The organism is Anoxybacillus sp. ST70 (genome assembly GCF_019553625.1).
Classification (GTDB): domain Bacteria; phylum Bacillota; class Bacilli; order Bacillales; family Anoxybacillaceae; genus Anoxybacillus; species Anoxybacillus gonensis.
On sequence record NZ_JAHZOF010000001.1, the window covers coordinates 99,274 to 120,720 of the forward strand.

General features: G+C 40.2%; 27 protein-coding genes. All 27 read right to left on the minus strand.

Annotation, left to right across the window (positions count from 1 at the left end; translation table 11 throughout):
* Positions 1–52: 52 nt before the first annotated feature.
* Positions 53–604, minus strand: coding sequence for a ribosome recycling factor (frr, locus tag K1I43_RS00470; RefSeq protein WP_009732918.1), 552 nt, complete (start codon positions 602–604; stop codon positions 53–55).
* 1 nt (position 605) lies between these two features.
* Entirely contained in the window at positions 606–1,328 is a 723-nt protein-coding gene (gene pyrH, locus K1I43_RS00475; RefSeq protein WP_009732917.1) for a UMP kinase, read from the minus strand.
* A 62-nt stretch (positions 1,329–1,390) separates the two neighbouring features.
* The gene (gene tsf, locus K1I43_RS00480) at positions 1,391–2,272 is read right to left on the minus strand and encodes a translation elongation factor Ts (RefSeq protein WP_009732916.1); all 882 of its coding nucleotides are present in this window, start codon (positions 2,270–2,272) and stop codon (positions 1,391–1,393) included.
* 131 nt (positions 2,273–2,403) lie between these two features.
* Complete coding sequence (rpsB, locus tag K1I43_RS00485; RefSeq protein WP_009732915.1) at positions 2,404–3,111, minus strand: 30S ribosomal protein S2; 708 nt, start codon at positions 3,109–3,111, stop codon at positions 2,404–2,406.
* A gap of 139 nt (positions 3,112–3,250) precedes the next feature.
* On the minus strand, positions 3,251–3,706 hold the full coding sequence (locus K1I43_RS00490; RefSeq protein WP_019418441.1) for a hypothetical protein: 456 nt from the start codon (positions 3,704–3,706) through the stop codon (positions 3,251–3,253).
* A 10-nt stretch (positions 3,707–3,716) separates the two neighbouring features.
* Complete coding sequence (locus K1I43_RS00495) at positions 3,717–3,974, minus strand: hypothetical protein (RefSeq protein ID WP_009732913.1); 258 nt, start codon at positions 3,972–3,974, stop codon at positions 3,717–3,719.
* 33 nt (positions 3,975–4,007) lie between these two features.
* On the minus strand, positions 4,008–4,748 hold the full coding sequence (locus tag K1I43_RS00500; protein ID WP_019418440.1) for a FliA/WhiG family RNA polymerase sigma factor: 741 nt from the start codon (positions 4,746–4,748) through the stop codon (positions 4,008–4,010).
* Between the two features lie 28 nt (positions 4,749–4,776).
* Positions 4,777–5,115 (minus strand): hypothetical protein, encoded by a 339-nt coding sequence (locus tag K1I43_RS00505; protein WP_019418439.1) that lies wholly within the window; start codon positions 5,113–5,115, stop codon positions 4,777–4,779.
* On the minus strand, positions 5,115–5,615 hold the full coding sequence (locus tag K1I43_RS00510) for a chemotaxis protein CheD (protein WP_026011819.1): 501 nt from the start codon (positions 5,613–5,615) through the stop codon (positions 5,115–5,117). Before K1I43_RS00510 ends, K1I43_RS00505 begins: the two co-directional genes overlap by 1 nt.
* On the minus strand, positions 5,608–6,243 hold the full coding sequence (locus K1I43_RS00515; protein ID WP_019418437.1) for a chemotaxis protein CheC: 636 nt from the start codon (positions 6,241–6,243) through the stop codon (positions 5,608–5,610). Before K1I43_RS00515 ends, K1I43_RS00510 begins: the two co-directional genes overlap by 8 nt.
* Before the next feature lie 7 nt (positions 6,244–6,250).
* The gene (locus K1I43_RS00520) at positions 6,251–6,682 is read right to left on the minus strand and encodes a chemotaxis protein CheW (RefSeq protein ID WP_019418436.1); all 432 of its coding nucleotides are present in this window, start codon (positions 6,680–6,682) and stop codon (positions 6,251–6,253) included.
* A gap of 44 nt (positions 6,683–6,726) precedes the next feature.
* The gene (locus K1I43_RS00525; RefSeq protein WP_026011818.1) at positions 6,727–8,721 is read right to left on the minus strand and encodes a chemotaxis protein CheA; all 1,995 of its coding nucleotides are present in this window, start codon (positions 8,719–8,721) and stop codon (positions 6,727–6,729) included.
* Between the two features lie 14 nt (positions 8,722–8,735).
* Positions 8,736–9,806 (minus strand): protein-glutamate methylesterase/protein-glutamine glutaminase, encoded by a 1,071-nt coding sequence (locus tag K1I43_RS00530; RefSeq protein WP_019418434.1) that lies wholly within the window; start codon positions 9,804–9,806, stop codon positions 8,736–8,738.
* 12 nt (positions 9,807–9,818) lie between these two features.
* Positions 9,819–10,688 (minus strand): MinD/ParA family protein, encoded by an 870-nt coding sequence (locus tag K1I43_RS00535; RefSeq protein WP_019418433.1) that lies wholly within the window; start codon positions 10,686–10,688, stop codon positions 9,819–9,821.
* Positions 10,685–11,791 (minus strand): flagellar biosynthesis protein FlhF, encoded by a 1,107-nt coding sequence (locus tag K1I43_RS00540; protein WP_019418432.1) that lies wholly within the window; start codon positions 11,789–11,791, stop codon positions 10,685–10,687. Before K1I43_RS00540 ends, K1I43_RS00535 begins: the two co-directional genes overlap by 4 nt.
* A complete protein-coding gene (gene flhA / locus K1I43_RS00545) occupies positions 11,788–13,824 on the minus strand; it encodes a flagellar biosynthesis protein FlhA (RefSeq protein ID WP_019418431.1) in 2,037 nt (678 codons plus the stop codon). Before flhA ends, K1I43_RS00540 begins: the two co-directional genes overlap by 4 nt.
* A gap of 30 nt (positions 13,825–13,854) precedes the next feature.
* Entirely contained in the window at positions 13,855–14,937 is a 1,083-nt protein-coding gene (gene flhB / locus K1I43_RS00550) for a flagellar biosynthesis protein FlhB (RefSeq protein ID WP_019418430.1), read from the minus strand.
* Between the two features lies 1 nt (position 14,938).
* Entirely contained in the window at positions 14,939–15,718 is a 780-nt protein-coding gene (gene fliR / locus K1I43_RS00555; protein ID WP_019418429.1) for a flagellar biosynthetic protein FliR, read from the minus strand.
* A complete protein-coding gene (gene fliQ / locus K1I43_RS00560; RefSeq protein WP_026011817.1) occupies positions 15,715–15,984 on the minus strand; it encodes a flagellar biosynthesis protein FliQ in 270 nt (89 codons plus the stop codon). Before fliQ ends, fliR begins: the two co-directional genes overlap by 4 nt.
* A gap of 14 nt (positions 15,985–15,998) precedes the next feature.
* Complete coding sequence (fliP, locus tag K1I43_RS00565; RefSeq protein ID WP_019418427.1) at positions 15,999–16,664, minus strand: flagellar type III secretion system pore protein FliP; 666 nt, start codon at positions 16,662–16,664, stop codon at positions 15,999–16,001.
* On the minus strand, positions 16,657–17,283 hold the full coding sequence (fliZ, locus tag K1I43_RS00570) for a flagella biosynthesis regulatory protein FliZ (protein WP_220382588.1): 627 nt from the start codon (positions 17,281–17,283) through the stop codon (positions 16,657–16,659). Before fliZ ends, fliP begins: the two co-directional genes overlap by 8 nt.
* Positions 17,284–17,295: 12 nt before the next feature.
* A complete protein-coding gene (locus K1I43_RS00575; RefSeq protein ID WP_019418425.1) occupies positions 17,296–17,655 on the minus strand; it encodes a chemotaxis protein CheY in 360 nt (119 codons plus the stop codon).
* 17 nt (positions 17,656–17,672) lie between these two features.
* Positions 17,673–18,824, minus strand: a complete 1,152-nt coding sequence (gene fliY, locus K1I43_RS00580) for a flagellar motor switch phosphatase FliY (protein WP_019418424.1) — start codon at positions 18,822–18,824, stop codon at positions 17,673–17,675.
* Complete coding sequence (fliM, locus tag K1I43_RS00585) at positions 18,814–19,812, minus strand: flagellar motor switch protein FliM (RefSeq protein WP_026011816.1); 999 nt, start codon at positions 19,810–19,812, stop codon at positions 18,814–18,816. Before fliM ends, fliY begins: the two co-directional genes overlap by 11 nt.
* Before the next feature lie 32 nt (positions 19,813–19,844).
* Positions 19,845–20,291, minus strand: coding sequence for a flagellar basal body-associated protein FliL (fliL, locus tag K1I43_RS00590; RefSeq protein ID WP_019418422.1), 447 nt, complete (start codon positions 20,289–20,291; stop codon positions 19,845–19,847).
* Positions 20,260–20,487 (minus strand): flagellar FlbD family protein, encoded by a 228-nt coding sequence (locus K1I43_RS00595; RefSeq protein ID WP_019418421.1) that lies wholly within the window; start codon positions 20,485–20,487, stop codon positions 20,260–20,262. Before K1I43_RS00595 ends, fliL begins: the two co-directional genes overlap by 32 nt.
* Before the next feature lie 41 nt (positions 20,488–20,528).
* The gene (flgG, locus tag K1I43_RS00600) at positions 20,529–21,341 is read right to left on the minus strand and encodes a flagellar basal body rod protein FlgG (protein ID WP_019418420.1); all 813 of its coding nucleotides are present in this window, start codon (positions 21,339–21,341) and stop codon (positions 20,529–20,531) included.
* Between the last annotated feature and the right edge of the window lie 106 nt (positions 21,342–21,447).

Here is a 21,447-nt window from a genome sequence, read left to right on the forward strand (position 1 = left end):
TGCGCCCTATTTCGTAATTATAGCAAAAAACCCTCTATAAACATAGAGGGACTTATACTTCCATTACTTCTTTCTCTTTTTCTTTCGTAATCGCATCGATTTTTGCGATATGATCGTCTGTTAGCTTTTGGATATCTTCTGTGTAACCGCGCAATTCATCTTCAGTAATTTCGCCATTTTTCTCTAGCTTTTTCAACTCGTCGTTTGCGTCGCGACGAATGTTGCGCACAGCCACTTTTGCTTCTTCCGCATATTTTTTCACAAGCTTAACGAGTTCGCGACGACGCTCTTCAGTAAGCGGCGGAATGGCGATGCGAATCACTGAACCGTCGTTTGAAGGCGTTAAACCTAAATCTGATGCTAAAATCGCCTTTTCAATTTCTTTCAATACGGACTTGTCATATGGTTGAATGACAAGAAGGCGCGCCTCTGGCACTTGAATGCCCGCTAATTGAATAATTGGCGTTGGCATGCCGTAATAATCGACTGTAATTTTTTCTAATAATGCAGGGTTCGCACGACCTGCACGAATCGTTGCAAGTTCACGTGAAAAAGCTTGAACGGCTTTATCCATCTTTTCTTTTGCGTTTGTTAATACTTGCATGTTATTTCCCCCTTACGATTGTTCCAATATTTTCACCTAATACAGCACGTTTAATATTTCCTTCTTCCATAATGGAGAAAACAATGAGCGGAATATCGTTATCCATACATAACGACGAAGCTGTGGAATCCATCACACCTAATCCTTGTTTAATGACGTCTAAATAAGATAGTTCATCATATTTGACTGCGTTTTTGTCCACTTTCGGATCGGCGCTATATACACCGTCTACATTGTTTTTCGCCATTAAAATGACGTCCGCTTCAATTTCTGCTGCACGAAGCGCGGCTGTCGTATCTGTTGAGAAATATGGGTTTCCTGTTCCTGCCGCAAAAATGACGACGCGTTTTTTCTCTAAATGACGAATGGCTCTTCTTCGAATGTACGGTTCAGCTACTTGGCGCATTTCAATCGACGTTTGCACACGCGTTTGTACACCGAGCTGCTCTAAGCTATCTTGTAGCGCGAGCGAGTTCATCACCGTTGCTAACATCCCCATGTAATCCGCTGTGGCGCGATCCATTCCCATTTCGCTACCAATTTTTCCGCGCCAAATGTTTCCGCCTCCAACAACAACCGCTACTTCAACTCCTAGTTCAGCTACTTCTTTTACTTGTTGAGCGATCGATTTAATGACAGACGGATTAATTCCAAATCCTTGATCTCCAGCTAACGCTTCACCGCTTAATTTTAAAACGACACGTTTATATTTTGGGCTTTCCATTGCAAACCTCCATACCGTTCTTTAAAAATAGGGAACACATATGTGTTCCCTATTTGTCTTCATTACTTACGAACTTGGCTCATAACTTCTTCAGCGAAGTTATCTTGACGTTTTTCAATACCTTCGCCTACTTCGTAACGGATGAAGCTTTTCACAGTCGCGCCATTAGACTCTACAAATTGACGTACTTTCACATCTGGGTTTTTCACGAAACTTTGCTCAAGTAAGCAAATGTCTTCAAAGAATTTACCTAAACGGCCTTCAACCATTTTTTCAACGATGTTTTCAGGTTTTCCTTCATTTAATGCTTGTTGTTTTAATACTTCGCGCTCACGAGCGATTTCATCTGCAGATACTTCATCGCGAGACACGTATTTTGGATTAATTGCAGCAATGTGCATCGCTACATCTTTTGCAATGTCACTATTTGTTGTACCTTCTAATACAGTTAATACGCCGATGCGGCCGCCCATGTGTAAATATGCACCGAATACAGCGTTGTCTCCTTTTTCAACAACCGCAAAGCGACGTAACGTAATTTTTTCACCAATTTTAGCGATCGCTGCATTGATATGTTCTTCTACTGTCGCACCGTTATCCATTTTTTGTTGTAATGCTTCTTCGACTGTTGCAGGTTTATGCTTTAATAAATGGTCAGCTAATTCTTTTACTAATGTTTTAAATCCTTCGTTTTTCGCAACGAAGTCTGTTTCAGAGTTTACTTCTAAAATCACTGCTGTATTTCCATCTACTTCAATTAACGTTGTTCCTTCCGCTGCGATACGATCCGCTTTTTTCGCTGCTTTCGCCATTCCTTTTTCACGAAGCCAGTCGATCGCTTTTTCCATATCACCGTTTGTTTCTGTTAATGCCTTTTTGCAGTCCATCATTCCTGCGCCTGTTTTTTCGCGCAATTCTTTTACCATTTGAGCAGTAATTGCCATATGAAACATCCTCCTTTTTTATGTGCAAAATCGTATGTACACAAACCAAAACGGTTTGTATGCTTAGTATGCCCGATTTTTCTTAAAAAAAGGTGATAAAAGGCTTCCCCCTCTTATCACCTTTCACATGTTTACTCAGCTGTGACAACGGCCTCTTCGCCTTGTTTTGCTTCTAAAATCGCATCCGCAATTTTAGCTGTAAGAAGTTTCACAGCGCGAATCGCATCGTCGTTCGCAGGAATGACGTAGTCGATTTCGTCTGGATCGCAGTTTGTATCCACGATTCCGATGATCGGAATGTTTAATTTACGAGCTTCTGCAACGGCAATGCGCTCTTTGCGTGGGTCGATAACAAATAACGCATCTGGCAATTCTTTCATTTCTTTAATACCGCCTAAAAACTTTTCAAGACGCTCTAATTCTTTCTTTAGTTTTACCACTTCTTTTTTAGGCAATACATCAAATGTGCCGTCTTCAGCCATTCTTTCGATCTCTTTTAAACGTTTAATACGTTTTTGGATCGTTGCGAAGTTTGTTAACGTTCCACCTAACCAACGTTGGTTGACATAGAACATGCCAGAACGTTCTGCTTCTTCTTTCACAGAATCTTGCGCTTGTTTTTTCGTACCAACGAATAAAATTTTGCCGCCGTTTTCTGCAAGTTCTTTAACGAAGTTGTACGCTTCTTCTACTTTTTTCACTGTTTTTTGCAAGTCAATGATGTAAATTCCATTGCGCTCAGTGAAAATGTATTTTTTCATTTTTGGGTTCCAACGACGTGTTTGATGCCCGAAGTGAACCCCTGCTTCAAGCAACTGTTTCATTGAAATAACAGACATCTTTCATCCTCCTAGATGGTTTTTTTCCTCCGCTCACGTCATTTTTAAGCAAGACTGCAAAGCAGCACCTTTGCTTAAATCAATGAGCGTGTGTATTCACACCAAATAGAACTATATCATAATTAAAAAACACATTCAACTACTTTTGGTGAAATTTAAGCAAAAGCTCTATTTCTGTCTTCCCCCGCTTTAACACCTTCGCGATTTCATCTATTGTTTTTCCTTGTTGTTGAAGCTTTAACGCTTCTGAAATGAGCGACTCAAGGGCGAGCTCTTCCTGCGGCGTCGTTGACGATAGCTCTATTCGGTCAACAACGTCTTCAACTGGAAGTCGCACTTGTTCGTCTCGAAGCAAAGGGGGGGATTCTTTTTTCTTTTGACGAACGGTCGATGATGTCATTTGTTTAACAAATCGTTCGTTTTCCTCTTTAAACTGCATTAAATATGTCGTCATCATCGTTTCCATTTCGCGAATCAGCTCCGCTTGCTCTCTTTCCGTCTCTTTAATTTTCGCCCATTTTAACGATAAAAGAATAATGAGAAACAGCGAAACACCATGCAAAACGAAGCTGATCAACCATAAAAACGTCGTCATATGATCCCTCTTATCCGATAAAATCAATGTGTGTTCCTTTGTAAGGATGTTTACTTTTTTCTTTTTTCTCAGACTCTTTTTTCCATTTCGTGCGTTCGCTTTGTTCCGCTTTCGTCACTTGTTGCCGAATGCGCTCATCTTGTTTTTTCATTTCTGTTGCAAGCTGTTGCTGAGCAAGCTGTCCGTACTGTTGCAAATGTTCTTGCCATTTTCCGAGTTCATGCGTTTTCGGCAACGCCACTTGTAACTCGACTAATTTTAAACTCATGTTCTCACTTCCTTCAAAAGTGATGAAGAACTGTCATATCGCTTGCTCAATCAGTTTGCGCATTTTAAACAAAGCTTTTGCATGAATTTGGGAAATTCGTGACGTAGACAGTCCCATAATATGCCCGATTTCTGTAAACGTCAATTCCTCTTTATAAAACAAACTAATGACTAGCTGTTCTTTTTCATTTAGCTGTTGAATGATATTCGCTAGTTGCGCAATTTGTTCTTCACGCAACATATGTTCTTCTGGTGACGGAGATCGGTCATCACGAATCGTAAACGTTGGTTGGTCATCTTCCTCGTCAAACGGCCGCTCATCGAGTGATAAAACATGGGCGAAAAACTGTTCGCTCATGACCGCATACACTTCATCTTCTGAAATGTTTAATGCTTCCGCCACTTCTTTGGCGCTAACGTCACGCATATATGTTTGTTGCAACTGCTCGATTGTCGTTTCAATTTTTTTTGCTTTCTCTCGCACGCTGCGTGGGAGCCAATCTTCTTTGCGCAATCCGTCTAAAATCGCGCCACGAATGCGAAAGGAAGCATACGTATCAAATTTTAAATCACGTGAAGGATCGAACTTTTCTAGCGCATCATATAAGCCAAGTAGCGCTAAACTTTTTAAATCTTCTCTTTTCACGCTTTTCGGAAGGGATGAAGCAATACGTTGCACATGATAATCGACAAGTGGCATATATTTTTCAATCAGTTGATCGCAAGCCTCGCGATCGCGAGCATCAATCCACTTTTGCCAGCATTGCTCAATCATATCATCCCCCCTAAATGTTAACGTTCAGTTACTTTTCTTCCTGATTCAATAGTTGTCGAATATACTCTGCGACTTTGTGTTGCTCTTCTTCGTTTAAATTTTCAACCATCTGTTCCACTTCGATTTCATCCGATGATGTAAACGACATGTTTTGTGTTGATACATCTTTCATGTTTTGTGTTGATACATCTTTTTGGATAAAAGCCATCATCCAACGAATGATAAATGCAAAAACAAAGAAAATAACAAATGCGATCAGCGCACGTATGATCGATGTCGATACACTATTTTGCAATAATGAAGAAAAAAAAGCGACGATACAGCCAAATAAGGCAAAAATTACATTAAATTTCCATGTGCTAACCATTACATTTCCCGTGCCCCTTGATTTACTGTGCGAATGAGCAATATGCCTGTTTTCGGATGAAATTCTATCGTCCGTCCACTATTCCCTCCGACGTCTTCAGCAACGATTGGGATGCGAAAACGTTGAAGCTGCTCACGAACAGCTTCGACGTTGCGCGGTCCGATGCGCATCATATCTGTCGTACCTGTACGAAATTGAAACATTTGCGCACCGCCAGCCATTTTTGCTTTCAAATGACCATTCCTTCCCCCTAAACTAATGACCTGTCGTATTAACTCTTCAATCGCAGTGTCGGCATATTTCGCTATATTCATGTTTTCGGATTTTGCTAACGATGAATCAGGTAGCATTACATGCGCCATCCCTGCCACTTCTTTTGCTAAATCGTACACAACGACACCGACGCAAGAGCCAAGTCCACACGTACGAATGACATGTGGTGCCTTTACTACATTCATGTCAGCAATTCCTACTTTGACGACTTGAACAATTTCACTCACCATTGTCCACACCTAAAGCCCGAAAAATAATGTGAAATGATTCAGGGTCAGGAAGTAGGAAAAAGTGGCCATTTACACGATCATCAGGCTGATGTTCTTCATGAATGGCTGTATCAACGACAATGACATGATCACCGACGCGCGACATTTCAATTAAACCATAGCTTAAAATCGCACCGATCATATCAATGCTGAGCGCCGGAACAGATGGATATAAATTCAAATGGGTGAAATCTGATAAAGACGATAAATACGAACCGGCTAAAATGTTGCCTAGCTCTTGCAACGCAGATAGCGACAATTCCGAACAATGTTGTTCTAGTTTAAACTGCTCATCGCCAATCATTTGTTGAATAAATCGTTCCGCTTGTTCAATAGATAATACGAAAAACATATTGCCCGGTGCATCTCCTTCAATGCGCAAGAAAACAGCGGCGACGACATTTTCAGCTCCTCCAACAATATCCATCATTTCATCAAATGAAATGATGCGCACATCTGGAATCGTCATTTCAATTTTTTTGTTTAACAGCTTTGATAACGCTGTTGCTGCGTGCCCTGCACCAATATTCCCAATCTCCTTTAGTATGTCCATATGGACGGCATCCATCCGTTCGAAATATGACATGGACAATTTATCCTTTCTCTGTTTTTAATACTTTTTCTAAGTTTAATAAAATGAATAGGCGATTTCCAATTTTTATAACACCATTAATATATTCGGCTGTTGTTGTATCCACTATCTCTGGTGGAGGTTCAATCGCTTCTGTTGAAATATCAATGACATCGTTTGCCGCATCAACAATTAAACCAACTTCCATATCATCGAGTGCAACGATAATGACGCGTGTATGATCAGAAAACTCAGCTTCCTCTAAACCGAAACGCATGCGCAAGTCTATAATCGGTGTCACAACACCGCGTAAATTGATGACACCTTTTACATATTTCGGAACACGAGGAACACGCGTAATATGTTGAATTTTTTCAATTGAGCGCACTTGTTGAACTGGAATGGCATATTCTTCGTCTTTTAATTGAAACACAATCACTTTCAGCTCAGCCACATTATATTCCCCCTCTCGCTTGTCCCTACTTAACTCGCTTGTTCCTACTTAATTAGAGCATTGCAGTCAATAATGAGTGCCACTTGTCCGTCACCTAAAATCGTGGCTCCAGAAATCGCAAACACGGACGTTAAGTAGTTGCCAAGCGATTTTAACACCACTTCTTGTTGACCAATAAACGAATCAACGACAAGTCCTGCTATTTTTTCACCTTTCCGCACCATGACAACCGATAAGAAATCGTCTTCTTCCTTGATGACTGGCACTTCAAAAATATCTTTTAAGAATAAGAGTGGAACAACTTTTCCACGGAAATCAATGACTTTTTGGTTATGAGCATGTAAAATATCTTCTTTCTTCACAATAGCCGTTTCGATAATAGATGATAATGGAATCGCGTATTTTTCCTTTTGAATTTCAACTAACATGACAGAAATAATAGATAGAGTAAGCGGTAGTTGGATCGAAAAGACGGAGCCGACTCCTTCCTCTGAATCAATCGATACCGAACCACCAAGCGATTCGATCGTACTTTTGACAACATCTAACCCGACGCCACGTCCAGAAATATCAGATACTTTATCTGCTGTCGAAAAGCCCGAAGCAAAAATAAGCTCATATACTTGCTTATCCGTTAAATTCGCCGCATTTTGTTCGGAGATAATGCCTTTACTAATCGCCTTTTTCAACACTTTTTCACGGCTAATGCCTGCACCGTCATCTTCAATTTCAATAAATACATGGTTGCCGCTATGATACGCTTTTAACTTGACTGTCCCTTCTTCCGGCTTTCCTTTCGCACGGCGCACATCTGGCGTTTCAATACCATGGTCAATCGCATTGCGTAATAAGTGAACGAGTGGATCACCGATTTCATCAATCACTGTACGGTCAAGCTCCGTTTCTGCTCCGATAATTTCAAGGTTAATTTTCTTTCCTAAATCGCGAGCTAATTGGCGAACCATGCGCGGGAAGCGGTTAAATACCGTTTCAACAGGCACCATGCGCATATTTAAAATGATATTTTGCAAATCTCCTGAAATGCGTGACATGCGTTCAACCGTTTCATGTAATTCTGGGTTGTTTAACTCACGCGAAATTTGTTCTAATCGACCGCGATCAATGACGAGCTCTTCGAACAAATTCATTAATATATCAAGCCGCTCAATATTTACGCGAATCGTTTTATTGCTCACTTGCTTTCCATTTTGCTTTTCTTCTTGTACTTCTTGTTTTTTCTCGACTGTTTGTTCAACCGTTTTTGTCTCTTGTTTTTGCTCTATCGTTTTTTCCATTGCAACAGATCTATGCAAGTCAACAGGTTGAATAATTACTTTTTCTACCTCGGATACTTTCATAATGCGCTTTTGTAACTCGTCTTGCGATACTTTTGTCACAACCGTCACGACGAATTGATCGTCAAATTGTTCTGCTTCAAGCATTTCTACCGAAGGAACAGATTTGATCACTTCACCGATTTGTTCAATGACTTCAAAAATCATAAATACACGAGCTGCCTTTAATAAGCAGTCAGAATGCAATTTTACGTTCACTTCATAGCTATGAAATCCTTGCTCAACTGACTGTTTTAAAATAGTGTATTCAAATTCATCGTATGTTTGCTCTTGGATCGGGGCGCTTTTTTGTAGTGTAACAACCTCCCCTTTTTCGATTTGTTTTAACTGCGCAACAACTTCTGTAACGTCACGCTTTCCATCTCCACCTTCTGCAATGGAAACAACCATCGCTTCTAAATCGTCAACGGCACGGAAAATGACATCAAGCAACTCAGTTGTCACAGGAATTTTTCCGTTGCGAATCGCATCGAGTACATTTTCCATTTGGTGAGTTAAATTGGCTAAGTCCTCAAACCCCATTGTCGCTGACATTCCTTTTAACGTATGGGCAGAACGAAAAATTTCATTGACGATCGACACGTTATTTGGATTTTTTTCAAGCTCTAACAATTGTTCGTTAATCGTTTGCAAATGCTCTCTGCTTTCATCAATAAATACTTCGAGGTATTGACTCATGTCCATTGTACCTATCCCCCTCAAACTTGTACGTGCTTCATTACCACTTCAGCAATATCATCAACATGAACAATCTCATCAACGACATTGGCAGCAATCGCAGATTTTGGCATACCGAATACAACTGAAGATTCAGCAGATTCTGCAATAACAAACGTTTTGCCGGACATTTTCAACTGTTTTAATCCTGCTGTGCCGTCTGAACCCATTCCCGTCATCACGATCGCAATTTTTTCGTAATCTGTTAGAGCACTTAACGACTCAAACATGACGTCAACAGAAGGCCGATGTCCGTTGCGCGGTGCTGCTTCATCGAGATGAATGGCAAGCGATGTGCCGACACGTTTGACATATAAATGTTTTCCACCTGGTGCGATATATGCTGTTCCTTTTTGAATGATTTCACCGTCTTCCGCTTCTTTCACTCGAATATCGCATAACGAATCGAGGCGGTTCGCTAACGATTTTGTAAATCCTTTTGGCATATGTTGTACAACTAAAATAGGTGCATCAATCATCGCTGGAAATTTCGTTAACACGTGCTGAAGCGCACGCGGACCACCCGTCGATGTGCCGATCGCGATGATTTTTTTCTTCCCGCTCACGTTTTGTCGTTCGCTTACCTCTATTTTACTATATTGCTTTTGTGGCAACATAGACATTTTTTTCTTTATCTTTACCGTTCGCAAATTTGCTTCGCTCGCTAAAAGCACTTTTTCGATTATTTTATCTTTAATTTTATGTAAATCTAGCGAGATGGCACCTGATGGTTTAGCAATAAAATCAACGGCACCGTATTGCAACGCTAAAATTGTATTTTCCGCTCCTTCTTTCGTCGTGCTTGAAATCATAACAACAGGAAGCGGTCGTTTCTGCATAATATGCTTTAGCGTTTCAAGCCCGTTCATGACAGGCATCTCAACATCTAAAGTAACAACATCCGGTTGTAATTGCTCAATTTTTTGTAGCGCTTCTTGCCCGTCACGTGCTGTCCCGACAACGTGCAAGCGCGGATGTTCTGACAAAAAGTCGCTAATTAATTTTCGCATGAAAGCAGAGTCATCAACGACAAGCACTTTCGCTTTATTCACGGCGATGATAACCTACCTTTCTAAAAAGTATTGACGGAGCTTGACAAAAAAGTGAAACGGACGTTTCCCCTTCTCCTCATGCTCTTCATCTGCTAAATAGCGATCTGTCATTTGTACGAGCGCCTTGCTTGCCTTAGCACTCGGATCAAACAAAAGAAAAGGTGTTTGGCGAATAACGGCTGTGCTTACTGTCCGATCTTCTGGCACATATCCTAAGGCATGTAGCTCTTTTCCTAAAAAACGTTTCACTACTTGTTTTAAACGTTGTAACGTTTCCATGCCTTCTTTGTCCGAACGAACACGATTCACTAACACATAAATCGGAAGTTGTGGGCTCGCTAAATGAATGTATTTCATCGTCGCGTATGCATCAGTTAAAGCTGTTGGTTCAGGCGTCGTCACGATGAAAATATCATCAACTGCCTTTAACAGTTGAAGACGATCTTCAGACATCCCGGCTCCCATATCAAAAATGATGTAATCATATTGTTCAGAAACGAATTGCAATTGTTCAATAAAATATTCCACTTGCTGTTTGTCCATATGAAAAATTTCTGTGAATCCTGTTCCCCCTGGAATAAACGCCAACTCATTCGGTCCTGTCTTTATAATATCATGAATAGTCACGTTTGGACGAAAAATATCGATAATCGTATATGATGACGTTTGTCCAAGTAAAATGTCAATATTCCCCATTCCAATATCCATATCAAACAACAATACATGTTTACCTCGTTGACGTAGCGCTAATGAAAAGTTTAGCGAAACGTTCGACTTTCCAACGCCACCTTTTCCACTTAACACAGCAATCGCTTTCGTTTCTGAACCGTGTTGCATTTTTTTCACACGTAAACGTAAGCTTTCCGCTTGATCTCTCATCATTGTTGCTCGACCCCAGTAATCATATTTGCCACAAGTTGTGGAGTAGCTTCAACGATATCGTCAGGCACGTTTTGCCCGTTCGTCATATACGCTGTACCGATACCGCATTGAACCATCATATTTAACATCGCCCCATGCCGACTCGTTTCGTCCATTTTCGTGAAAATAAATTTATGAATCGGAATGAGCGAAAACTGCGTATAAATTTCTTTCATATCTCTCCATTTCGCTGTTAACGATAATACGAGAAATGTTTCCATTTCTTCATTAAAATCGATCATTTCTTTTAAATCATTCACATATTGGACGTTGCGAAAATTTCTTCCGGCCGTATCAATAAAAACAATATCGTACGATGTAAGCTTCTCTTTTGCTTGGCGAAAATCTTCAAGATTGTAACATACTTCAATTGGTACATTTAAAATTTTTGCATATGTTTTTAGCTGATCAATCGCCGCAATGCGATACGTATCCGTCGTAATAAACGCCACTTTTTTTCTATGTTTAATGACGCAATCGGCTGCCATTTTCGCCAGTGTCGTCGTTTTCCCAACCCCCGTTGGTCCAACAACGTTAACGAATTTTTTTTGGAAAGAAATACCACCGAACGAGAAAGGGGATAATGTGTTTACAATTTCCTCATAAAACCATTTCTTTACTTCGTCATGCGATCCGTTCGCCCCTGATGTATACCATCGTTGTAACAAAGTAGACATGAGTATCGCTCGCACATCATCGCTTATTTCTTGGTCAATTAAATGAGCATCTATTGCTTTTAACGGAGCAGGGTAATGCTCAACACCCCCTCCTTGTGACAACTGACGGATCGTCGCTTTTAACTCATGAATTTCTTTTAATAGCTGTTCATCACGCAATGGTTCTGTGCGCTCTTTCCGTTTTTCTTTCATTTTTTGAACAGGCGGAGTGGTTGGCTTCGGATCAATGGCAGCAATCACTTCAATATTTTTTCGGGAAAATAGACCGAGAAAGCCTTTTTTTTGTACGACTTTCGAGTTTAAAATAACGGCATCATTTCCAAGTTCCGCGCGAATCATTTTCATCGCTTCTGGCATAGACGAAGCAACAAACTTTTTTACTTTCATTCCACATTCACCACCCCAACACTTTGAACTTCCACATTTGCTTCAAGTTCATTATACGACAAGACCGGAACATGACGGAAATATCGTTCGGTTAATTGTCTAACATACATGCGCACAGCCGGAGAGCACAGTAAAATTGGCGATTGATCTTGAAACGGAAATTGTTCAATTTGCATGGCTATTGCTTCAATAATCGCTTGTGAAACAACAGGATCAAGCGCTAAATAATTACCATGTTCCGTTTGTTGCACACCTTCAGCAAGCATTTTTTCAACTTTTCCTGATAATGTAATGACACGCAATGGCTGCCCTTCGATAACATATTGGCTTGTAATTTGACGTGCGAGCGCTTGACGAACATATTCTGTTAAAAGATCCGGATCTGTTGTCATTCGTCCAAAATCAGCAAGCGTCTCAAAAATAACCGGCAAATTGCGGATGGATACTTTTTCACGCAATAAGTTCGCAAGCACTTTTTGAATATCGCCGACTGATAACGGATTTGGCGTCACCTCTTCAACTAAAATTGGATACGATTCTTTGACATGATCGATTAACTGCTTCGTTTCTTGACGACCGAGCAACTCATGCGCATGTGCTTTTAACAGTTCGGTGATGTGCGTCGATACGACAGATGGTGGATCAACGACTGTATATCCAAACATTTCGGCTCGCTCTTTCATTTCTTCAGAAATCCATTTTGCTGGCAAACCGAATGCCGGTTCAATCGTATCGATTCCTTCAATGGAATCATCATCAACGCCAGGGCTCATCGCTAAATAATGATCAAGCAACAACTCGCCACGCGCGACTTCATTTCCTTTAATTTTTAGTCGATATTCATTCGGCTGCAGTTGAATGTTATCACGAATGCGAACAACAGGAATGACGATGCCGAGCTCTAAAGCAAGTTGGCGACGAATCATCACGATGCGATCTAATAAATCTCCGCCTTGATTGGCGTCAGCGAGTGGAATAAGTCCGTACCCAAACTCAAATTCAATCGGATCGACACTTAATAAACTAACAACACTTTCTGGACTTTTCATTTGGTCCACTTCAATTTCTTCTTCTGTCTCTTCTGTTGTTATTTCTGACACATGAGCTTGTTTTGTTAATTGATATGCCCCGAAGGCAAGCAAAGAAGCAACCGGAATCGTTAACAAATCATTAATTGGCGTAAACAAACCGAGTAAAAAAATGGTCCCCGCTGTGACATATAACATTTTCGGATACGCAAACAGCTGTCGCATAATGTCGGCACCTAAATTATCATCAGAAGCCGCACGAGTAACGACAATACCAGTGGCCGTTGAAATTAATAACGCCGGAATTTGGCTAACAATTCCGTCCCCAACGGTTAATAGCGTATATCTTCTTGCCGCTTCCCCAATGTCCATCCCTTGTTGCACCATGCCGATGACGATTCCAAATAACATGTTAATTAATACAATAATAATTCCCGCGATCGCGTCACCTTTCACGAACTTACTCGCTCCATCCATGGCACCGTAAAAATCTGCTTCTTGCGCAATTTTTTCACGTCGTTCTCTCGCTTGTTGTTCAGAAATGATGCCGGCATTTAAATCAGCGTCAATGCTCATTTGTTTTCCCGGCATCGCATCGAGCGTAAAGCGTGCCGCAACTTCTGATACGCGCTCTGCTCCTTTTGTAATGACGACAAATTGAATAATAATTAAAATTAAAAAGACAACAAAGCCAACAACAACGTTTCCGCCTATAACGAACGTTCCAAACGTTTCAACTACTCCTCCTGCTTCTCCTCTGCTCAAAATCGAGCGAGTCGTTGAAACGTTCAAACCAAGGCGAAATAATGTGAGCAAAAGGAGAAGCGAAGGGAAGATCGAAAATTGGAGCGGTTCGCGCATATTCATTGATGTTAAGAGAACGAGCAACGCAAGAGAAATATTCATAATAATGAGGACACTAAGCAACCATGATGGTAGGGGAATGATGAGCATCGCTACAATGAGTACAACCATAAGTAATACAGATAAGTCCCTTGCCGACATAAACGTTCTCTCCTGTTCACATACATAAAATTAAAGTTTATTTTTCGTTTTATAAACGTACGCTAAAATTTCTGCTACCGCTTTGAAAAAAGCTTCCGGAATGATCATGCCGATATCTGTTTGACCGTATAGTGCGCGCGCAAGCGGACGATTTTCAACAATCATCACATCATTTTTTTTAGCAATATCTTTTATTTTTTGCGCCATATAGTCCGCCCCTTTGGCAACAACGATCGGAGCATCCGCTTGTTGTTCATCATACTTTAACGCAACAGCAAAATGCGTTGGGTTTGTAATGACAACATCCGCTTTCGGCACTTCTTGCATCATGCGACGCATCGCCATTTCCCGCTGTCTTTGCTTAATGCGCGATTTAATGAGCGGGTCTCCTTCTGTCTTTTTATATTCATCTTTAATATCTTGCTTTGACATACGAATATTTTTTTCAAAATCGTACCGTTGATACAAATAATCGAACATCGAAAGAAATAGTAGAGCAACAGAAGCAACGAGTCCCATTTGAATCGTTAAACGTCCAAGCGTGATCGCGCTAGCACCAATCGATTTATGGGATAGCGATAAAATATCACCCATGTGCAACCATAAAACTGAAAAGGTCACAACGCCAACAAACAGCACTTTTAAAATCGACTTTAACAATTCTACAAGTGAGCGGAGCGAAAAGATGCGCTTTAACCCTTGAATCGGATCGAGTTTACTTAGTTTCATTTGCAGCGGTTCCGTCGTAAATAAAAAGCCAACTTGCACAAAATTTGCAAATAGCGCTGCGGCAATCGCGGCCAAAAAAATAGGTCCAACGAGCATCGCAAGCTGGCGAAGAAGGTCAACGAAAATAAGCTGCACAGAATCAATCGTTACATCCATGAAAAAATAATGTTGGAAAGATTGACGAAACATTCGTACAATCACATCTCCCCACATCCCTGAAGAAAACGAGAGAGTAAGAAAAACGACGAGCATTAAAAAAGCTGCAGTCGCATCAGCACTTTTCGCTACTTGTCCTTTTTTTCGCACTTCTTGCCGTTTTCTCGGCGTTGCTTTTTCTGTTTTTTCTCCAGCAAAAAACTGTAAATCAACGGACAACCAACTCACGCTACGCGCCCCCCAACAGCTTCATCATGCCGCGCATCGACGTAAAAGTGAATTCAAACAATTGTTTTGTCACGACAAACATGCTTGAAAATACAATGACAAACAAAACAAAACTAACGATGATTTTTACGGGTAATCCAATAACAAAAATGTTCATTTGCGGAACTGTGCGCGCGACAATACCAAGCGCTACATCCACTAAAAATAAACAGCCGACAATAGGAATAGCCATTTGTAACGCAATGACAAACATCGCTTGAAATAAACGAACGACTTGTTCTGCGATTTGTCCATTTCCGAAAGAAATCAGGCGCTCGAGTGGAATGAACTGATAACTATAAAAAATACCGTCTAACAACAAATGATGTCCATTGACGGAGAGTAAAAAAAACAAAACAATCGTATATAAATATTGTCCCATTAATGGGCTTTGTGCTCCTGTTTGCGGATCGATGACGTTTGCAATTGCAAATCCCATTTGAAAATCAATGAATCCACCTGCAATTTGAATCGCTGACATAACAATAAACGCAACAAGCCCAATCAACAGCCCGACAAGCACTTCTTTTATTAGCAATATCATATACGTTCCGTCAATATCAATTGGTTTTGGATCAAGTGAAAAAAACATGATCCAACTAATGAAAAAGGCAAAACCGATTTTATGAACGTTTGGCACGTTTCGATAAGAGAAGAGTGGCATTGTCGCAAAAAACGAAGCGACGCGCGCAAAAATAAGCAAAAACGTTGGTACATACGTATATAACTCCATACTCTTCATCCTACAAATTTACTTAAGTTACTAAAAATATTGTATGCATACGAAATCATGCGCGAAAGCATCCACGGTCCAAAAAAAACGAGACCGATGAGAACGGCAACAATTTTTGGAACAAACGCTAGCGTCTGTTCTTGAATTTGCGTTGTTGCTTGCAAAATGCTGACAAACAATCCGACCGCAAGCGCAAGTAACATGAGCGGACCACATATGATGAGCACCATATACACGCCGCGTTCTGCAACTTGAATGACAAAATCGGGACTCATTTTTCCCACCTACTTTAAAAGCTTTCTAATAATGATTTCACAACTAAATACCAACCGTCTACAAGAACAAATAATAAAATTTTAAACGGCAACGAAATCATGACTGGCGGCAACATCATCATCCCCATCGACATTAATACGCTTGCAACAATCATATCAATCACTAAAAACGGGATGAATAACATAAAGCCGATTTGAAAAGCCGTTTTTAATTCGCTAATCGCAAAAGCAGGGACAAGTGCTGACATTGGAATATCTTGCATTGTTTTTGGCTGTTCAGCCCCTGCATAGCTTAAAAATAAAGCTAAATCTTTTTGGCGCGTATGTTTACTCATAAACTCTTTTAATGGTGCTTCGGCTCGCTCGTATGCCTGCTCTAAGTTAATTTTTTCATCAAATAACGGTTGTAATGCGTCCTGATTAATTTGTTGAAATGTCGGTGCCATAATAAAAAATGTTAAAAATAGCGATAGCCCGATGATCACTTGGTTTGGCGGCATTTGTTGCGTGCCGAGCGCTGTTCTGACAAACGATAAGACGATGACGATGCGCGTAAACGACGTCACCATAATTAAAATGCCTGGCGCAATCGACAACACGGTTAACAACAATAACAACTTCACAGATGTCGCTACATTTTCAGGGGCGCTATTGTTAAAAAATTGCATCACTTCATTCATCTGGATCCCTTTCTTTTTCTAGCGCTCTCATCGCTTTTTTTTGCTCTTCAGCCAACCGTTGTAACTCGCGATCCATCAACTGACGAAAACGAGGTTCGCTCGCTTTCCGCTGCCAAAACGATTGCAGCGATTTCCATACGCTCGTATCAAGCAATGAATCAAGCCGCGCTTCATGTTGCTTAAGCAATTCTTCAATTTCTTGTTCGTCCGTAATTTCTTTCAATAAGTGAATCGATTCCCCTATACCGACAACAAACACACGTCGACCAATTTTCACAATTTGAATCGTTCGATTTGTTCCTAAACTTGTCCCACCTAAATGTTGAATGAGTCCTTTTCGCTCATAAAATCGGTTTTGTTTATTCAACCATTTTAAAAGCGCATATAACAAAAACACAACAAAAACAGTTGCAGCGATCAGTTTCGCAAAATCCCAAAACGTAATTGGATCTGGCTGAACAACCGTTTCCGCTTTGCTTGCCTCATTCATTTGTTGTTCTTTACACCTTTCTGGATGCTCTACACATTCTTTGACGCTATTCGTTTGTTCTGCAAAAGCAGGGGAAACTGCCTGCAGAACAACGAACGCGCACAACATCATGATGCGAATATAGCGCAATGAATCCCACCTCTAACCGAGTGTTTTATTAATTGCTTCAATGACGCGATCTGCTTGGAACGGTTTGACAATGAAATCTTTTGCTCCCGCTTGAATCGCATCAATGACCATTGCTTGTTGTCCCATTGCTGAACACATGACCACCTTAGCATTACTATCAATTTTTCTAATCTCTTTAAGTGCTGTAATCCCGTCCATCTCTGGCATTGTAATATCCATTGTCACTAGATCCGGACGAAGTTCTTTATATTTTTCGACAGCTTGCATACCATCTGCTGCTTCTGCCACCACTTCGTGCCCATTTTTCGTTAAAATATCTTTAATCATCATTCTCATAAATGCAGCATCATCAACAATTAAAATTCTTGCCATTTTTTAGTTCCTCCCTTTCACCGCAATTTATTTAATCGATCACTTTGGCTAATAATACTTGTGACACGTACCCCAAAGTTTTCATCAATAACAACGACTTCACCTTTGGCAATTAATTTATTGTTTACTAAAATGTCAACCGGTTCTCCAGCAAGCTTATCAAGTTCAATAATAGAACCTGAAGATAGAGCTAAAATGTCCCGCACAGACCGCTTCGTTCTCCCTAATTCAACTGTCACCTGAAGCGGAATATCTAATAACATATCTAAATTGCGTGCTTCTGTTTCTGATAGAGATGTTGGTTCAAAACTTGCAAAAGCAACAGGTTGGACGTTTATCGGCTGTTGCATCACCCCAGTAGTGTCATGTTGCGAAGCTTCTTTTTGCACTTGTTGCGTTGTCACACTTGTTGTTTTCGACGATACATGCTGCGCTTCTTGCCGTTGCTCATTCGTATTTATTTTATCTGATGTTGGGGTACTTGTACTAGATCGATTTAATAAATTTTCGACTAATTCTTTTGCAAAATGAATCGGTAATAATTGCATAATGCTTGAATCAATTAATTCTCCTACTTTTAAACGGAAGGATACTTTCACAAGCATATCATCCGATGGCAAATACTCTAATCCTTCTCCTTCAGATAAGTCGAGAAGATGTATGCTCGGTGGAGAAATATCAACTTTTTTACTGAAAATCGTCGACATTGATGTCGCAGCTGACCCCATCATTTGATTCATTGCTTCCTGCACAGCACTAAGTTGAATATCATCCATGAATGCTGGTGGGTTTGTTCCGTCTCCCCCCATCATTAAGTCCGCAATAATGGCTGCATCAGATTGCTCTATGACAAGCAAATTTGTTCCTAAAAAACCTTCCGTGTAACTGACTTGAATAGCGACGTATGGATGTGGGAACTCTTCTGCAACACGCGCACGTTCAATCAAAGATACACTCGGAGTCGTAATTTCCACCTTTTGATTTAACAACATAGATAACGCCGTTGCGGAACTACCGAATGAAATATTTCCAATTTCACCAAGAGCATCTTGTTCTATTGGTGTCAACACATCATTAATGGAAATTGTGCTAGACGGCAGCGGCTCTTCATCTATTCCCCCCAACAACGCATCAATCTCATCTTGAGATAACATATCGTCACTCATCATCGCCGTCTTCCTCCTTTATGACGTCTAGAATTTGTATTGCTAATCTCTTCCTCACTTTTCCTGGTTGTCCAGTAAACTTTGGTACTTCTCCCACTTTTACTATTAAAGGATCTTTTGTCATTTGATCGAGTTGAATGACATCACCAACGGAAAGTTGTAGAAACTCTTGTACAGAAATCATTGATGTGCCCAACTCCACGACAACAGGTATTTCCGTCTTTTTTAGTCTTTGTTGCAATACTGCTACTTCTTCTGGCTCACGTTCTTTTTTTTGCGCTTGCATCCAATAATGAACTGAAAGCTTTGGAATAATTGGTTCTAAAACAACGTGTGGAATACAAATATTAATCATCCCACTAACATCCCCAATTTGTGTATTTAAAGAAATGACAACGACTGTTTCGTTTGGCGATACCATTTGCAAAAATTGTGGATTGACTTCGAAATCTTTTAGAATTGGATCGATATCAGTGATTGATTCCCACGCTTCTCTTAAATTTACAAACGCTTTTTCAAACAAGCTTGTCATTATTTTCATTTCGATTTCTGTTAAATTTTCAATCTTATTTACACTTGTTCCATGTCCGCCTAATACACGATCCAACATAGCATAAGCGATATTAGGATTTACTTCTAATAAAATCCTTCCATCGAGCGGTGGTAACTCAAAAACAGTTAAAATCGTCATTTTGGGGATAGAACGAATAAATTCTTCATAAGGTAACTGATCAGCTGAAGCAACTGAAATATGCACATAAGTGCGCAATTGAGCGGAAAAAAAAGTCGTCAATAAACGAGCAAAGTTTTCGTGCATACGCGTTAAACTGCGAATTTGGTCTTTCGAAAATCGAAGAGCTCGTTTAAAATCATATACTTTCACCTTTTTCTCCATTTCTTCTTTTTTCAGCTCATCAGCACTCATCTCTCCGGTGGATAATGCCGCAAGCAAGGCATCTATCTCACTTTGTGATAGTACTTCTCCCGCCACAACTCTCACCTCCTATCGGTATTTTTATTTCATTATTGCAAAACAAAGGAGGTTATATAAATTCTCTCAACCTTTCCTTCTTGCATGAGCTTGTTAATTCTCTCTTGCAATTTTTTTTCTAAAAGTAGTTTCCCTTGTTTTCCTTTAAACTGTTCTGCCGTCATTTCTGACAATTCTTCAATAATGATATTTTTGATTTGAAAATCACGCTTTTCCGCTTCTTCTTTCGCCTTTTCGCTATCCGCTTGAATTTTAAAAGCGATTTTAATGAAACTGCCATCCATTAAATTCGTCATCATCTCCGGCACATCAAACGAGCTTGCAACAATTTCATCAACAGTTGGTTCTTTTGAATCTTCCCCCCCTGTAAAATTCATTACTATAACAAGTACAATAACGCTGACAAGCGTAATAACCCCCATAATTATGAGCATCGCTTTCAATAGTTTATTGTCCTTCAACGTCGAATCCCTCCACATCTCTCCTTAATCCAAGAACAGAAATGTCGCGATAAAATGTCTCTACTAACCGCTTAACATCTTCAACGGATTCCTTCACAACAAACTTTTTACCATTCGTTAACGTAATTGTCGTATCCGGGAATGCTTCAACTTGCTCTATGTAAATAGCGTTCAAAATAAAAGCTTTACCATTTAAATGTGTTAATTGAATCATTATGTATCAGGGGAAGCCCCCCTACCTCCTTTTATTTTTAATTACCGTTTTAAGTTAACAAGTTCTTGCAAAATCTCGTCTGATGTCGTAATAATACGCGTGTTTGCTTGGAATCCTCGTTGCGCAACGATCATTTCCGTGAATTCCTCCGCTAAGTCAACATTTGACATTTCTAACGTACCTGGGACTAGTATTCCTGCTCCGTTCAGTCCCGGAGAGGTATTAACCGCTGCACCAGAGTTTGTTGTTGGTCGATAAAGATTTTGCCCTACTTTCTCTAGTCCCTCATTGTTATTAAATTTTGCTAAACGTATTGTCCCAGCAGTCACCAAGTTCCCTGAAGCATCCACATAACTAACTGTTCCATCTGCACCGATACTCATGCTTTGGGCCGTAGATGGTATTCTTATTGATTGCCCAGCTGTATTTACTAAATAAAAACCATCCGCATTTACAATATCTCCATTTTGATCAAGATAAAAATTCCCCGCCCTCGTATATGCTAAATTTGTGGCAGCACCAGGTGGAGTTGCTACATTTCCAACAACGAAGAATCCATCTCCAGAAATCGCCAAATCAAGAACGCGGCCTGTTGTTTGCAAGCTACCTTGAGTATGCACTGTATCAATAGCTGATAATTGAGAACCTAGACCCACTTGTTTTGGATTAACTCCACCTTTCCCTCCTGACGCACCACTTGCTCCTGAAATTTGTTGGCTAACTAAGTCTTTAAAAATAGTACGTCCCTTTTTAAAACCATATGTGTTTACGTTGGCAATGTTATTTCCGATTACATCTAATTTTACTTGGAAATTTTTCATTCCTCCGATTCCAGAGTACATAGAACGTAGCATAAAACCTCTCCCTTTCTTAACGATTTTAAATAAAAGGCTTCAATTATTCTGCGCGCTTTTGAACCTCTGAAAAGATTCAGCCTTATATAATAGCATCATTATATAT